The sequence below is a fragment of the Pedobacter frigiditerrae genome, from assembly GCF_004331645.1.
Taxonomy (GTDB): domain Bacteria; phylum Bacteroidota; class Bacteroidia; order Sphingobacteriales; family Sphingobacteriaceae; genus Pedobacter; species Pedobacter frigiditerrae.
Genome location: NZ_SJSK01000002.1, coordinates 555,050 through 569,672, shown reverse-complemented (window position 1 = coordinate 569,672; position 14,623 = coordinate 555,050). Strand labels below are relative to the sequence as shown.

Genomic DNA, 14,623 nt, shown 5'->3' with positions numbered 1-14,623 from the left:
ATCACTTCTAAGCCTTAGGTTTCCCCATTGGAAAAAATGTCATTAACCTTCCAGTTTCATCAATTCTCAAAGTGTAATAATCACCGTTAAAATAGTATCCTTGATCCCCGTATTTATCATATCTCTTTCCATTTGAAAGTGAAGACTCAATATCTTCTCTTAAACTATCTAACACTAAGCAGATAAGTCGACGGATATCCTTATAGGTGTACTGAAAGTGGGTACCATTATAAGTAGAAAAATTAATGAAGTAATCAACATAGTGCCTACCATATATATGAATGAACCTCTCTTCATCCCAATAAATAGGATATTGAGGCCATGTATTGGTTAATGTTTCTTCTCGGAAAGACATAAGCATCATTCTTGTATTCCTATACTCAGATGGGTGATTAATTTTGAACTTCTCAAAAACATCATTGGTTATACCAAGATCCTTTTTTAAGAGTTCAATACGTCTTTCTGCCCTAATCCCTAAAATAATATTAAAATAAGACTTTTGGATCTCATCAAGTACATCATGATGCAGGGCATAAGAATTCATTTGAACCAAGGCTTGCTCTTTAAAAACTCCATTGTCCTCTATAACATATTTATTTAACAACTCCTCTGGCACATTATTTCCAATAATAAGTTCATTAACATAGTATCTTAACATCTCATGAGCCAAAATTTTATAACCGTCACTAATCTTCATCGATATAATGTGATTTTCTACTCTGGCTAAATCAAAACCCGCAGATTCAAAAGGTATTTCTATAGTGTTAGGTATTGTCTTTAAACCCTGTTTTTTATAGGCGACTTCTTCAGGATCATGATTGAAGGTTTCTATTTTATAAATTTCACTTGCTAGAAATCCATCTGTTTTTAATTTTTTAATTTTTTCTTCATCAATATTAATGGTATCCAAGAGGATTTTTCCATCTGATCTAGTATGATTATCGTCTACTATAGTTTCTGTTAAATAACTTCTTGATTTCCGACCATAGATTATATGCCCATGCACTTCCTCTCCATAATTTATGTAAGAATCGCTTGTATGGTAGAAATATATAATAACATATTTATCGAATTGACCCACCATCCGAAACATATCTTCCACAGAAAATAGAAGTTTATCTTTCTGTCTTTTTCTTATTTCTATTATTACCATTTCAAGTAGTGCGGAATAATAAAACAGTTTTTCAGATAGCTCCTTAAAGTTTGCAGAATGCAAATCTTCTTCTATGTGCATTTCACTTTCTGTTGATGCTGATAATTCAGAAATGCTTTTATGCAGAAGATGAAGACCGTTAAGGTCGTAGCCAGATAAGTCCATAAATTTAACCCATTTACAATAAAATTACGGTATCATTTACTAAATCAACACAATAGTTCCTAACAGCTATTTCTCGTACCTACCGCTTTACTGTCGTAACGGTAATCTTCTATACCCACATCTTTGATGAAACAATTTTAAACCACAACCCAAAGTTCAGCACCACTTTCGGCAGGTCAGTGTTGTAGTCCGCGTGGACTTAGCAAAGAGCGATGATGAAAGGTTACAGGCCATAGACCGAATTTTTGCAGATACCGAAAACAAGCTGATGTTCCTGCGAAGTTTCAACAAGGAAGCCAGCATTCTCAATCTTCAAAGGCAACGGGAAAAGTCAAATCTGAAAACTACCCAAGGATTATTTGGGATAAACTAGAACGTATGACAACAAAAATTTTTTTAACCGCATTAATTGTGGTATCAGCCACTGCTTTGCCCCAATTTGCCAGCGCACAGGGTATGGCGGAAACGTTGACTGGAATGCAACCCGTGCTAGACAGGGTGTACGACGATATGCTCCCACTTTGCAGTCGGCTGATTGGCGTTGCCCGAGGCATAGCGGGTTTCGGTGCGCTCTGGTATATTGCCAGTCGGGTTTGGCGCCAAATGGCATCCGCCGAACCCATAGATTTCTATCCATTGCTCCGACCTTTCGCCCTTGGTATGGCGATACTGATGTTCCCACTTGTCATAGCGGTTATGAATGGTATTCTGCAACCGACCGTTTCTGCCACTGGCTCAATGGTTAAGGATTCCAACAAGGCGATAAAGGTGCTGTTGAAACGCAAGGAACAGGCCATTAAAAAAAGCAAATATTATGAGATGTATGTTGGCGAGGATGGCCGTGGCAATGCTGATAAATGGTATAAATATACCCATCCAAAAGACCCCGACCGAGAAGATGAGGGAATGTTCGAGGGCATTGGAAATGATATCAAGTTCTTTATGGAAAAGCAGTCCTACAACTTTAGAAACTCCATCAAGCAATGGATGAGCGAAGTATTGGAAGTTCTTTATGCTGCGGCAAGCCTATGTATAAATACCATTAGGACTTTCTTTCTCATCGTGCTAGCAATCCTGGGTCCCTTGGTATTTGGCTTTGCAGTGTTCGATGGTTTCCAGAATACGCTAACGGTTTGGCTCGCCAGATATGTCAATATATTTTTATGGTTGCCAATTGCAAATATCTTTGGTAGCATCCTTGGGAAAATTCAAGAAAACATGCTCCGTTTGGATATTTCACAAATCGATGCACAGGGAGATACCTTCTTTTCAAGTACCGATGTTGCATATTTAATTTTCCTCATCATTGGCATTGTTGGCTATTTTTCGGTTCCAAACGTTGCCAACTATGTGGTTCACGCAGGTGGCGGAAATGCCATTCTCCAAAAGGTAAACTCCATTATCAGTAATACAAGTAGCGCAGGAATGCGTGCAGGTTCGGCAGGTGCAGGAATGGCGGTAGATATGTTGGGTGATGGAAACCGTAACATGAGCCAAGGCTACGCTGCAGCAAGTTATTCGGATTATTTCCCACTTAAAGATGCCTCAAACCATCAGCACGACAAACTCTCAGGTAAATAGATAATTAAAACACATCATTATGTTTACACAATTCAAAAATATCGATACCGCTTTCAGCCACATCAAAAGGTTCAGCATCTTTTTGATATTAGCCTGTCTGCTTATCTCCTGCTTTGCGATCTATAAAAGCTTTGATATGGTAAATGCCGTTCAGGCAAAGGTATATATCCTTGCCAATGGCAAGGCAATCGAAGCGTTTAGTACCGAGCGAAAGGACAATCTCCCCGTTGAGCTAAGGGATCATATCAAAACCTTTCATCACCTGTTCTTTACACTAGACCCAGATGATAAGGTTATACAAACGAATGTTTCAAATTCGCTGAATTTGGCAGATGAAAGCGCAAAAAAGGCTTATGATAACCTGCGTGAACGGGGATATTTCAATAACCTAATTTCTGCCAATATTTCACAGGAAATTACAATCGACAGTACTTCACTTGATATTAACCAATATCCATTTTATTTCAAATGTTACGCAACACAACGGTTGATTAGGTCAACATCGGCAACAACAAGAAAGCTTGTTACACAAGGCTATATTAGAAATGTAAGCCGAAGCGATAACAATCCGCACGGCTTTTTGATTCAGCGATGGGAAACCTTGGAAAATAAGGACGAGCCTCTTAACCCCTAATATAATGAAGCTTTTTAAACGAAAACAGGCAACCGTATCTAGCGATGCAGCCGCCGAGAAAATCGCAGGCAACATTACTCGAAGACAACGGCAGTTGGCAGATTACTTGAACCATAAAATCAGTGGCGTACCGAAAAAATTTTTGGCTTCTGCACTGTTCGGTTTCTGCGTTGCATTCGGGGCTTATTGCATCTATTTGCTCTACAATTCGATACTCAATTAATCATTTATCACTCAAATAATTTAACATGGAAACAAAACAAAAGGACAAAAGAAAGGTGCTATTGATGTTACCGCTATTGGTACTGCCCTTTATGGCACTTGCATTTTACGCAATGGGCGGTGGAAAAGCAAATCAACTGTCAGGGCATCTGGATAGTAAGGGAATAAACACCTCGCTTCCCGACGCCTCATTTAAAACCGAAGACCCAAAAGATAAAATGGGCATCTACAATCTCACTGCAAAAGACAGCAATGCAAATGAAAACGGAATTAAAAATGTTGTCGACCGATTGGGATTTAATGCAAAGGAAGATATACAGACCGAACAGATCAACCAGAAACTGGAAGCGTTAAATAAGGAAATTACAAAACCAACTCCTAGACCAAACACATCGTCAACTTCAGTTAGGCAACAGCCAAACGGAATGAAAAACGATGTAGACCGATTGGAAATGCTGATGAATTCTATGCAGTCGGGCAAAGGTTCAGACCCCGAAATGGAGCAAATGAACTCTATGCTACAGAGTATAATGGATATACAGCATCCAGAGCGTGTAAGGCAAAAATACATCAATCAGGTTGCAGATAGTCCAGACAGTTTGTTCAAGGCAATTCCCGCAGTAATTGTCGATAACCAAAAAGTGCTACAGGGAGCTACAATAAAATTGCGCCTGCTCGATAGCGTAACACTCAACGGACAGGTTATCCCAAAAGGGCAGTTCATCTATGGTATTTGCAATATTGCCAACCAACGATTGTTGCTCGATATAAAGACCATTCGTTTGGGAAATCGCATTGTACCTGTTGACCTCTCGGTCTACAGTTTGGACGGTATCCGTGGCATTGAGGCGCCAGAGGCATTACTTACCGATGCTATCAATGGTGGTTCGGATGATGCCGTTAGGAATATACAGCTAATGGGATTAGACCAGTCAATGGGCGCACAGATTGCAGGTGCAGGTATCGAAGCCACGAAAAACCTTTTCTCTAAAAAAGTAAAGCGCATAAAAGTCAAGTTGAAGGCAAAATATCCAGTTCTGCTCCGCAACAACAAACCAAATCAATCCATTCGTTAACTTAAAAATAGCATTATGAATTTGAATAATTTAGAAGACCTGAAAGATGAAATGAAAAGATTGGGCTTTAAGGATAAGCTCATTGGTGAAATGGAAGAATACATGAAGGACAATGTTCCCGATTTTAGGTTGCACGATATTGCTAAGGCAACAAAAGGGCAGGTAGATTTAACCCTGCATTTCAAACAGTCTGGACAATCGGAGTTCTATTACTTCAATAAGTTCGAAGTATCGCATAACCAAGGTAAAACCTTGCAGGAAGGACAAAAGTATGTAGTGATAACGCAACCAGAAGAAGCCGGCAAACAGAACCTTATCAAATCATTCCTGAATACCGAGGAAGCCATTAATTTCTTCAAAAAACAAACAGGCAATAGCGAACTTGCCATTGGAAAAGGAGATAATAATAAAGATTTGGTTGCTAGTAAAAATATGGTTGCCAATATGGAAAATGGAAAGGTAAACTATGTGAACAAAGAGTTTCAGCGTACCTATTATGCCAACCCGATTTCACAGACATTCTGGATAGAAAAAGGCAGAGGATTTAAAGCAGAGCAGGCTATAAATTTGATACAAGGTCGTTCTGTTTATCGTGATGATATGATGAACCTTTCGGGAGAGCCTTACAAAGCTTGGGTTAAACTGGATTTTGAAAAGGGCAAAGACCGTTTCCAGAATTACAGTACCAACCAGTTCCACGACCCACAATATGGCTTTGACCTTAACAAGGTACTGGAAAGGTTCAATATCAAGGAATTGGAAGACCCTGCTAAAAAAGTGCTGTTGGAAGATTCGCTTAAAAATGGTAACCGTCCTTTTGTGACTACGGAAAAAGATGGTCAACCTATAAAGTTATTTATCGAGGCCGTACCACGCTACAGTCAAATCAATATGTATGCTGAAAATGGCAAACCTGAAAAAAGGGAGCAGTTCTTAAAAGAGCCATCAATGTCTGCAACCCAATCGAAAGACAAGGGTAAAGAGCAGGAAGTTGAGCAAAGGCAAGGGATGAGAGTATAATAATAATGCAAAACCTGATCATTTATGGTCAGGTTTTTTTGTACTTTAACTTTTGTAAAAAATGTACAAAATCAATCCGAATTATGCAAAAGAAAAATAGTTGCTTTTTATGTGGCAAAGTCGGAAATCTTACTTTTGAACATATCCCACCGCAATGCGCCTTTAACAATAAATCGATTTATATACAGGGCCATGATCATTTAATAGATGAAAAAAATTATCTATTTGGCAAAAAGAGTTTAAGTAATAGGGGCTTTGGGAAGCACTGTCTTTGTGCTTCGTGCAACAACTCAACTGGAAATTGGTATGCAAAGGATTTTTGCGCTTTCACTCAACAAGGACTGAAGATTTTAGAGCAAACAACAGATCCGCATCTATCTAGTGGTAGTTATACCATTAAACCTTTAAATGTAATCAAGCAAATTTTATTGATGTTTGTTTGCACAGATTCTACAGGCACTTTAAATAATCACAAGGGAGTTAAAGACTACCTATTGGATAAGAATAGCACAGTTTTTCCAGAAAAAATCAATATTCATATTTATTCTAATGCTTGCTCTACCAAAAGAATGATTGGTTACAGCTATGCCTCTGACATGAGAATCGGCGGCATATATAAATGGTCTGAAATAAATTTTAAGCCATTTGGGTATTTTCTCACCCATGATTCTCCCCCTCCAAATGAATTTATGGTAGACATAACAGATTTCAGCAAAAAACCCTACGATTATTTATGTGCTGTCAACTTGACAATTGCCAGATTAAAAGTGTCAAATCTAGCACTTGGACATTACGATAATGTGCCAGTAGATTAACTAAATTGAATTTATATGATTGACAATCAACAACAGCTAATGAATTTCTCCAAAGACATCTTATACCTTGTCGGGTCGGTTTTAGGAATTATCGGTTTCATCAGAACATTTAAAAAAAGAGAATATTGTAGTTTCAACTATAAGACAGATTTTGGAAATGAGGTTGAACCATATCTTGTCTGTTTAAGGTCAAATATGTACAATTTAAAGGTTAGCAATTCCGAAAGAGCTGTCTTTGTGGTTAAATATCCATCTACCGCTATTGCTTCTTTTGAAAACCGAAAAACTGTTCTTTCATCAACTCTAGAACGAGCCTCTTTCTTTCCGTTATTTAAAGAGGAAGAATTTTTGGTTATCGATAACAATGATTTCAAGATGGATGTGTTATATTTTGAATATGAAGATAAATATCAAAATAAGTATAGGCAACAGTTTTCTTTTGACAGCACAGAAATAGGTAATAATGAAAGAATTAAAAGAACCAACAGAAGCTGTTATCTATTAAGTAAAAGGCAATATCGATTTATGTTCATATGGTTACCTCTGTTTAAAAGATTCAAACATTAATTTTCAAAATAAATGCTTTAAGGTCTCACAATATTTAAAAGGTAATTTTTGTCGTGCGTAAGTATTTGTGTTGGCGGATATATTCCAAATATTTTAAATAATGATTTTATTTCTTTGAAAAGACTGTCCGATTTATGGAAATCCTCCGACTTAATCCAATTTCTAATCAGGCTGAACTTATCAGTAATATTTGGATACATTTTTAATGCATGTACTCTCATAATATTCATCCGTTTATCCCATTCAGCAATTTTATGTTTTGGAACATGCCTTTTCGTAATAAAAATTCGAAAATACTCATGCATCCAAAATAGGTCATTAGCGATGCCTGATCTAATTTTGGTTTCATAATCATCTCTTTTGTTGTCTGGCGTAAGAAATCTATCTATAGAGTAACCAAAATTCAAGTAATCCTTTAGAAATATATCATGTTCAATTAGATTTTGTGTGATTGCCGAAAGGTCATAAGTACCCTTGTCTTTGATATCAAACCCAAGGGTATAAATTCCATGATGGATGGGCATATACAAGTGCAAAAGCTCATGAACCAATGCCTCTTCTGTATTCATAGTACTAGATAATGTGATTTTTCCTTTCGGTGTAGCCTGCTCGGCATTTACTCGTTCTTTCGCTCTTTCGAAATAGCTTATACTACTTTCTGTCAGTTCAAGTTCGATATTTTCTTTATAGAATGAAATCACCTTATCGACTAAGGATTCAACCGCTTGCTTTTTTTCAAGACTTATATAGCCTAGTATTTGTGTTTTGATATTTTCCATAGAGCCAATTCTTTACTCGCTATTATACAATAATATTTATGATTTCCAATGTGAGGTAAAATTCTCACCTAGGCTTTTTGTGAACAAATTTCTGAACAATCCCCTAGCCGTCAAGGCTAAACCCTACGGGTTTGCTGAAAAAATCTTCCCTGCTCGCTACGCTCACGAGGTTTTTTTTCGCAAAGCCTTGCCTTGCTAGGGGATTGCGTTCAGGTGCGGGGGTTTATCAAAAAGCCAGGAGGCTCTGCCGACTGGACTTAAAAAACAAAAGATATGGTAACACTAAAAGACAGAAGCCCACCCACCAAACGCCAATGCGGTACGCCAAAGAGCTACCGACTAAGGAAAACCGCCCCGATTGGGGAAATTATTCAAATAATCATTAATAGAAATTTAAAATTAGAAATCATGAAAACAGTACAATTAAACGGTTCAACCGTAAATGGAAAAACAAACCCTCAGTTAAACGGAAAGTCAGATGTAAAAACCCTCTCGCCAATTGGCAATGGTTCGGTAACTAACAAGGAGGATTCTAAACAGGAAGAGGTTAAAAAAATTGAAGCACCTGCAAATGAAAAATCTGCAGAACAGGTAAAGCCACAAGCAGACACCCCGAAACAGGATGCACCAAAAGCAGACCCGACCAAAATTGAAATCAAGGAACAGTTGAAAGAGGAAAAACCAGCGTTCAATTTGGAAAAAACCATAAAATTGGCGTTGGATTTAAACCGTCGTATCAATCAAAGGGGCAAGTTATTGGAAACTATCAGCACATTGGAAGCCTTTGAAGTGGCGCAACAGGATGATGCCGAAGAAACGGACAATAATTTTTTCCAAGGTTGTACCCTCACCCTTGAAGATGATAAGGGCAGGGAGTTTACCACAAAAAACCCTTTCATTATCCGTGAGGTAGTAAATAGGGTTAATACTTTGTGCGTTGACAAGTTAGCGGAAATTGAGGGAGAGATTTTTATTCCTGCCTAATTAAAGCAACGCCCTTTGCAGGTTGCAAGGGGCGTTTATTCATTTACCAAAAATCAAAAAGATGAAATACGAAACAATATTTATTATGGCTCGGGTTGCAGTTCATGCTGACCATACCAATTTGGGGGATATCGTACACGAGATAGAAACCCAGTCAAAATTAACGTTATCCGATATGGCAAACGTCAACATTTTGGAAACAGAAATTTTAGTATCTAAGGTAAGGAACATTAAAAACATCAATCATGGCACACAACCTAAATTATAACGAAAAAACGGAAAAGCACAGCTTTTTCAGCGTAAAGGAAAAAGCTTGGCACGGATTGGGGCAGATTATAACCGATTACCCGACCAGTGCCGAAGCAATCAAGCACGCAGGTTTAGACTATACCGTAGAAAAACGAAACCTGTTTACCTATGGCGATGATACAACGCCCGAAACAGAGGACAACGATATTGTAATGGAATGGCGTGTTGATGTACCCAACCATTATGCAAATGTTAGAACTGATACGGACGAGGTTTTGGGGGTCGTTGGCAAAGATTACAATATTGTTCAGAATGTAGACGCATTTGCATTTTTTGATAGTATTGTAGGTGGAAAAGATGGGATTTTATACGAAACCGCAGGGGCATTGGGATTGGGAGAACGGATTTTTATTACTGCAAAACTGCCCGATTTTATCCGTGTTGGCAGAAACGATTGTATTGAGAAATATCTTTTTCTTACATCTTCACACGATGGTTTTGGGAGCATTATGGCATCTTTCACGCCTGTTCGTGTTTGTTGCCAAAATACCTTAAATGCAGCATTGAAAAACCATACTAATTGCATTAAGATACGCCACACCGCAACCGCACAGGAAAGGTTAAAACAGGCAAATAAACTTTTGGGGATTACCAACCAATTAGCAAATGAATTGGAGGAGGTTTTTAACCAATGGTCTAAGGTTAAGATTACCGATAGGGCGGTAAAACGTTTGGTTCAGCTCTCAGTGGCACCTAACAAGGAAACGTTAGCTAATCTAAAAATTGGTAAACAGGATGAATTTTCAAGTGCCTACAATAACATGGTAAGTAGCGTAATGGAATATGCTTTAACAAATCCTACCCAACAGGAAGCCACAACTAAAGGCACTTTGTTTGGGGCATATAATGCGGTCACGGGTTACTTCCAGAATGTGCGTAATTACAAGGATGAAGAAAGCAAGTTTAAATCTATTATGTACGGAGCAGGTTTGCAGAGAAGCCAGACCGCATTTGATTTGTGCAGTAATTTTGCTAAAACTGGCGTAGAGGCGCTTAATTGAGTAAATCCTAAATAAAAATGCCCACTTCATAGTCAATGGAGAGGGCATTTTTTTGTCAGCGCCTTAAGTGCTTTTAATGTTCTAATAAGTTTGTTTTGTGATATATTAGGTGAAATTAATAACACTTATAAAATTAATGGGAAAAGCGTTTGATAAAATTCCTCCAAATGTATTGGAGGCTGTATGTAGGGCAATAGGGAATATAAGCGAAGGCTTATCTGGGACCGACATTAATAAATATCTCAATGATTGTAAAATTGATAACCCTACACCAGATATAACCAAATGGAAACGTCTGGTGAATGCGTTAGATCAAAAACAATTTTATGCCAAAAACTCGAACGACATTCTGAAATTTATCCAGACAGCTATCCATCCAGCTCGTTTCGTAATTTATGGAGATAACTACTTTTCTTCAATTGTAGCCTCGATTAATGAACCACTTTCTTTTATAGGTCTTGAATATGGAATAGATGGAGTATTTAGAAATAAAACTGCATCAAAAACAATAAGTGATGCGCAAACTAGGGCAAATACTTTGATGCATAAGCTTGAACAACGCAATGTACACACAGACATTTTCAAATATTGCAAGCCTGAGCTTTTAATGGACAATTATTTTCATGCGGTATTTGAAACCACAAAGGGAGTTGCTGATAGGCTAAGATACTTGTCAGATTTAAAAATTGATGGTGCGGCACTAGTTTCTGAGGCATTTTCCTCAAAAGAACCAATTCTTATAATCAATAACTTCACGGATGAAACAGATATTAGTGAACATAAAGGTTTTTCAAATCTCTTGATTGGATTTTTCGGGATGTTTAGAAATACTACCGCTCATGTGCCCAAAACCAATTGGATAATGACTGAACAGGACGCATTAGAAATTATGACTATAGCATCACTTTGTCATCGCAAGTTGGATAAAGCACATAAAATTAGGTAAAGAAGTCGTCGAGTACCGATATTGCAAAAATATAACTAGCTTTAGATAAATTAATCAGCTCAAGGTCGACAAGGCAAGTATAGTGTTGGGTAAAAACCCATGAAACTGCGAAATCAATCAACGAGGAATTGATAAGAAATGCCAACCTTAAATGAACCAAAATTTCTCTGCAAAAGAATTACTTCGATATCTGAGGCTTGCCGATTTAAAGGAACATAAAATTACTAAAGAGGATTTGGTAGCCAAGCTGGAAATTGCTAGTAAGGCAATTACCGAAGGTAATTTTGATTTTAGCATCCATAAAAATGGATTGATTTTTTATACGGGTAATCTTGTAGACATTCTCATTTTAAGAAAGCTGAATGATAATATAAAACGCATTTATAAAGATGAACAGTCTAATAGGCGTGTTATAATTAACCAGGTTACAACTCTTTTGCCAGATGGCTGTCCTTTTTGGATTTTAAGAACAGATATTTCAAAATTTTATGAGAGTGTAGATAGAGATAGAATATACTCAAAGCTTCACAACGATGCTAGACTTTCGTATTTTTCATTGTGGGCAATCAAAAGAATTTTCACAAACAGTGTGATCGCTGCTTATAACGGATTGCCTAGAGGAATAGGCATTAGCGCTACTCTTTCAGAAATTTATATGCGTAAATTTGATAGATATATCCGCGGATGTAGGGGGGTATATTATTATTCAAGGTTTGTAGATGACATTTTAATTTTTAGCAACAGTGAGGACTCGCTTAAGGAAATCCGTGACCACATGGATAAAAATTTAGAAACTGGACTCACACAAAATATATCGAAGACCCAGATATATAATGGAAGTTCAATTACTGAAAAAAACCCACTTGAATATTTAGGTTATAAATTTTTGATTCAGAGACTCAAGGGCGATACAAAGAGTGTCAATATATCTATCGCCGAAACGAAAGTAAAAAAAATAAAAACGAGACTGGTGTTGTCCTTCGTAACCTTTTTGAATGATTCTGATATTGCTATGTTGGAAAAAAGGTTGAGGTTTTTAACGGGGAATTACAGCATTAAAAGCTCTTCAGAAAGTGGACATGATTTAAAGGCGGGGATATACTATAATTATTTGCATATTAACGATTTATCTCCGTTAAAGGAATTAAATGGCTTTTACCATCAGTTATTAAATTCAAAAGCAGGTTCTTTCGGAACTAAACTAACTGCAAAACTTCCAGTTGCAGATAAAATAAGGCTTATGAAATATTCTTTCAAACAGGGGTTCAAGCAAAAGATTTATCATAGGTTTACCTTTGCTGATATGAAAAAAATAAAAGAATGTTGGAAATATGAGTAGGGTTAAAATTGATAAAAACGATGCAAATAGGATTTTGCTCACTGAATTATTGCCCTATGAAGTGCCGATGTTGTTCTCAAATGACGGATTCTATCAAATCGTCAGTGAGGGGAATATTGAATATTTTATATCAAAGCTTCGACCATTGAGGGAAATTTACGGAATCCCTTTTAACTATGAAATCGCTAAGTCAAATGATTCTGATACAAGAACTTTAAGTGTAATACATCCATTTAATCAATACAATTTTATAGACTTTTACAAGAAGTATGATTCAATAATGCTTCACCTCTGCTCAAAAAGTCCATTTTCTTTAAGAAGCATTAAAAAGGTCGCTAAATTCAGCTCCATTTCAGAATTAGTATTTCCAGAAGATGGCCATAAAGATGCGGAAGTTGAGACAGAACCTGAAATTAAGGAATATGATCCTCAATATTTAAAATCCTATTTTATTTATAAGCCGGTCGACCTAATTTATAAGTTCTATGACAGGCATGATTATCAAAGACTTGAACAACGTTTTAACTTATTGTGGGAGTTTGACATAAGCAAATGCTTTTACCATATATACACACATTCGATAACTTGGGCAATAAAAGATAAGGAAAGTGCCAAACGTAACCATAAGTTTGAAAATCTATTCGAAAACAAGTTTGATAAATTGATGCAGCAGGCAAACTATAATGAAACTAATGGCATTGTGGTGGGACCTGAAATTTCTAGGATTTTTGCTGAAATACTATTACAACAAGTAGATATTAACGTTATCAATCGAGTTTTAATGCAAAATTTTAAGATGGGCGTTGATTATGAAGTCAGAAGATATGTTGATGATATCTTTGTATTTTCCAATGAAGAAAAGATACAAGAGGCAATATTTAAGGCATATAAAGAAGAGCTTAGATTCTATAAACTTTACCTGAATACAAATAAAACAAAAAAAACTGCTTCACCATTTGTTTCTAATATCGCCGTAGGTAAAAGACAGGTAAAAAAACTGGTAGGGGAACTTTTTGACAGCTTAATAGATTCTACTTCTAAAAAAATGGTGCCAATTAGTCGACCATACTCTATATCACAACATTTTATCAAAGATGTTCAGTGTGTAGTGAGGTTAAATAATTTGACTTATGATGTAATTAATCGGGATATCATAAGGCTATTTAAGCGCAAATTAGTAGGATATCTCAAAAATGAAGACATTGATAAGGAGCAAGACGGTTTTGAGAATTTTTTACTTATGTTCATCGAGGTAGTTTTCTATTACTATTCTCTCAATATCACAGCTAATGCCACTTTCAAGATTTCTCAAATTATTGTACTAATATCTAAGCTTCTATCTGAAAAAGCTGATGATTATAAACATACAGTGTTTTCGAAAATATTGAAGGAAGCAGAATTTGTGATGACAACTTATCATAGAAGACAAAATAAAAACGAAACCAATATCGAGACTCTTAATTTGCTTATATCTCTAAAAGGATTGGGCAAAGAATATATTTTTACTGAAAAAAAATTAAGAGAATATTTCAATCTCGACCAAGGGTTGACAAAGACAAATGATATTTCGCAACTGAAAAAGCTGAACTACTTTCAGATCGTGACTTTACTCTATTATTTTGATAATAATACTGATTTTAAAATCATTAAAAGCTTACTGGAAAAAGCTGTTGTTAAAAAGTTTGAGGAAGCAACCGATCATTTTACTAAATCTGAATTGACTTTATTATTTTTTGACTTCATTAGCTGTCCTTATGTTGACTTCAAAAATAAAAAAGCTATCATGGTTCATAGTAGTTATCTTCGCACAGGTAATTTTGTTAACGAAGTTAAAACTATTCAAGATCAAAAAACTTGGTTTTTTGAATGGGATCAAGAAATTGATTTAGAAGTAGTTCTAAAAAAGAAAGAATGGGCATCTACCTACTAATACTTGTATTGGTAGGATTAATAGGAGAAGAACAAGGGTTTAGTTGCGCTATAGCAAGACTGAACTGTTAATACAACTTAATGAGCTGCTAATAATATTATG

The 14,623-nt window shown here is 36.4% G+C and carries 15 protein-coding genes; 13 read left to right on the top strand and 2 right to left on the bottom strand.

The features are described 5' to 3' along the window. Positions 1-7: 7 nt before the first annotated feature. Positions 8-1,318 (bottom strand): hypothetical protein, encoded by a 1,311-nt coding sequence (locus tag EZ428_RS09285; protein WP_131552872.1) that lies wholly within the window; start codon positions 1,316-1,318, stop codon positions 8-10. A gap of 378 nt (positions 1,319-1,696) precedes the next feature. Here EZ428_RS09285 and traJ point away from each other — a divergent pair, with 378 nt between their 5' ends. From traJ to EZ428_RS09245, 7 genes are all read left to right on the top strand, one after another. After that, complete coding sequence (gene traJ / locus EZ428_RS09275) at positions 1,697-2,899, top strand: conjugative transposon protein TraJ (protein WP_131552871.1); 1,203 nt, start codon at positions 1,697-1,699, stop codon at positions 2,897-2,899. A 19-nt stretch (positions 2,900-2,918) separates the two neighbouring features. After that, positions 2,919-3,533, top strand: a complete 615-nt coding sequence (gene traK / locus EZ428_RS09270; RefSeq protein WP_131552870.1) for a conjugative transposon protein TraK — start codon at positions 2,919-2,921, stop codon at positions 3,531-3,533. 4 nt (positions 3,534-3,537) lie between these two features. Beyond that, complete coding sequence (locus EZ428_RS09265) at positions 3,538-3,756, top strand: hypothetical protein (RefSeq protein WP_131552869.1); 219 nt, start codon at positions 3,538-3,540, stop codon at positions 3,754-3,756. A 25-nt stretch (positions 3,757-3,781) separates the two neighbouring features. Then, positions 3,782-4,831 carry a conjugative transposon protein TraM gene (traM, locus tag EZ428_RS09260; protein ID WP_131552868.1) on the top strand — a complete coding sequence of 350 codons (1,050 nt, stop codon included), beginning with the start codon at positions 3,782-3,784 and terminating at the stop codon, positions 4,829-4,831. A gap of 15 nt (positions 4,832-4,846) precedes the next feature. Beyond that, complete coding sequence (locus EZ428_RS09255) at positions 4,847-5,851, top strand: hypothetical protein (protein WP_131552867.1); 1,005 nt, start codon at positions 4,847-4,849, stop codon at positions 5,849-5,851. Between the two features lie 83 nt (positions 5,852-5,934). Beyond that, positions 5,935-6,666: a hypothetical protein gene (locus EZ428_RS09250; protein WP_131552866.1), complete on the top strand. Its 732-nt coding sequence runs from the start codon at positions 5,935-5,937 to the stop codon at positions 6,664-6,666. A gap of 15 nt (positions 6,667-6,681) precedes the next feature. Continuing rightward, on the top strand, positions 6,682-7,233 hold the full coding sequence (locus tag EZ428_RS09245) for a hypothetical protein (protein WP_131552865.1): 552 nt from the start codon (positions 6,682-6,684) through the stop codon (positions 7,231-7,233). Positions 7,234-7,250: 17 nt separating this feature from the next. On the opposite strand, the gene EZ428_RS09240 is transcribed toward EZ428_RS09245, so the two are convergent. Then, positions 7,251-8,012 (bottom strand): hypothetical protein, encoded by a 762-nt coding sequence (locus EZ428_RS09240; protein WP_131552864.1) that lies wholly within the window; start codon positions 8,010-8,012, stop codon positions 7,251-7,253. A 408-nt stretch (positions 8,013-8,420) separates the two neighbouring features. Between EZ428_RS09240 and EZ428_RS09235 the strand changes: the two genes are divergently transcribed. The 6 genes from EZ428_RS09235 (at position 8,421) to drt3b (ending at position 14,521) form a co-directional block, all read left to right on the top strand. Then, entirely contained in the window at positions 8,421-8,996 is a 576-nt protein-coding gene (locus EZ428_RS09235) for a hypothetical protein (protein WP_131552863.1), read from the top strand. 61 nt (positions 8,997-9,057) lie between these two features. Next, complete coding sequence (locus EZ428_RS09230) at positions 9,058-9,264, top strand: hypothetical protein (RefSeq protein ID WP_131552862.1); 207 nt, start codon at positions 9,058-9,060, stop codon at positions 9,262-9,264. After that, positions 9,242-10,306, top strand: coding sequence for a DUF932 domain-containing protein (locus EZ428_RS09225; RefSeq protein WP_131552861.1), 1,065 nt, complete (start codon positions 9,242-9,244; stop codon positions 10,304-10,306). Before EZ428_RS09230 ends, EZ428_RS09225 begins: the two co-directional genes overlap by 23 nt. Positions 10,307-10,442: 136 nt before the next feature. Further along, positions 10,443-11,252 carry a TIGR02391 family protein gene (locus EZ428_RS09220; protein ID WP_131552860.1) on the top strand — a complete coding sequence of 270 codons (810 nt, stop codon included), beginning with the start codon at positions 10,443-10,445 and terminating at the stop codon, positions 11,250-11,252. Positions 11,253-11,403: 151 nt separating this feature from the next. Continuing rightward, positions 11,404-12,591, top strand: coding sequence for an antiviral reverse transcriptase Drt3a (gene drt3a, locus EZ428_RS09215; protein WP_131552859.1), 1,188 nt, complete (start codon positions 11,404-11,406; stop codon positions 12,589-12,591). Beyond that, a complete protein-coding gene (gene drt3b / locus EZ428_RS09210) occupies positions 12,584-14,521 on the top strand; it encodes an antiviral reverse transcriptase Drt3b (protein ID WP_131552858.1) in 1,938 nt (645 codons plus the stop codon). Before drt3a ends, drt3b begins: the two co-directional genes overlap by 8 nt. Positions 14,522-14,623: the final 102 nt, after the last annotated feature.

Coding starts and splice junctions, on each gene's coding strand:
- EZ428_RS09285 (WP_131552872.1), bottom strand. CDS start 1,318: ATGGACTTATCTGGCTACGACCTTAACGGTCTTCATCTTCTGCATAAA.
- traJ (WP_131552871.1), top strand. CDS start 1,697: ATGACAACAAAAATTTTTTTAACCGCATTAATTGTGGTATCAGCCACT.
- traK (WP_131552870.1), top strand. CDS start 2,919: ATGTTTACACAATTCAAAAATATCGATACCGCTTTCAGCCACATCAAA.
- EZ428_RS09265 (WP_131552869.1), top strand. CDS start 3,538: ATGAAGCTTTTTAAACGAAAACAGGCAACCGTATCTAGCGATGCAGCC.
- traM (WP_131552868.1), top strand. CDS start 3,782: ATGGAAACAAAACAAAAGGACAAAAGAAAGGTGCTATTGATGTTACCG.
- EZ428_RS09255 (WP_131552867.1), top strand. CDS start 4,847: ATGAATTTGAATAATTTAGAAGACCTGAAAGATGAAATGAAAAGATTG.
- EZ428_RS09250 (WP_131552866.1), top strand. CDS start 5,935: ATGCAAAAGAAAAATAGTTGCTTTTTATGTGGCAAAGTCGGAAATCTT.
- EZ428_RS09245 (WP_131552865.1), top strand. CDS start 6,682: ATGATTGACAATCAACAACAGCTAATGAATTTCTCCAAAGACATCTTA.
- EZ428_RS09240 (WP_131552864.1), bottom strand. CDS start 8,012: ATGGAAAATATCAAAACACAAATACTAGGCTATATAAGTCTTGAAAAA.
- EZ428_RS09235 (WP_131552863.1), top strand. CDS start 8,421: ATGAAAACAGTACAATTAAACGGTTCAACCGTAAATGGAAAAACAAAC.
- EZ428_RS09230 (WP_131552862.1), top strand. CDS start 9,058: ATGAAATACGAAACAATATTTATTATGGCTCGGGTTGCAGTTCATGCT.
- EZ428_RS09225 (WP_131552861.1), top strand. CDS start 9,242: ATGGCACACAACCTAAATTATAACGAAAAAACGGAAAAGCACAGCTTT.
- EZ428_RS09220 (WP_131552860.1), top strand. CDS start 10,443: ATGGGAAAAGCGTTTGATAAAATTCCTCCAAATGTATTGGAGGCTGTA.
- drt3a (WP_131552859.1), top strand. CDS start 11,404: ATGAACCAAAATTTCTCTGCAAAAGAATTACTTCGATATCTGAGGCTT.
- drt3b (WP_131552858.1), top strand. CDS start 12,584: ATGAGTAGGGTTAAAATTGATAAAAACGATGCAAATAGGATTTTGCTC.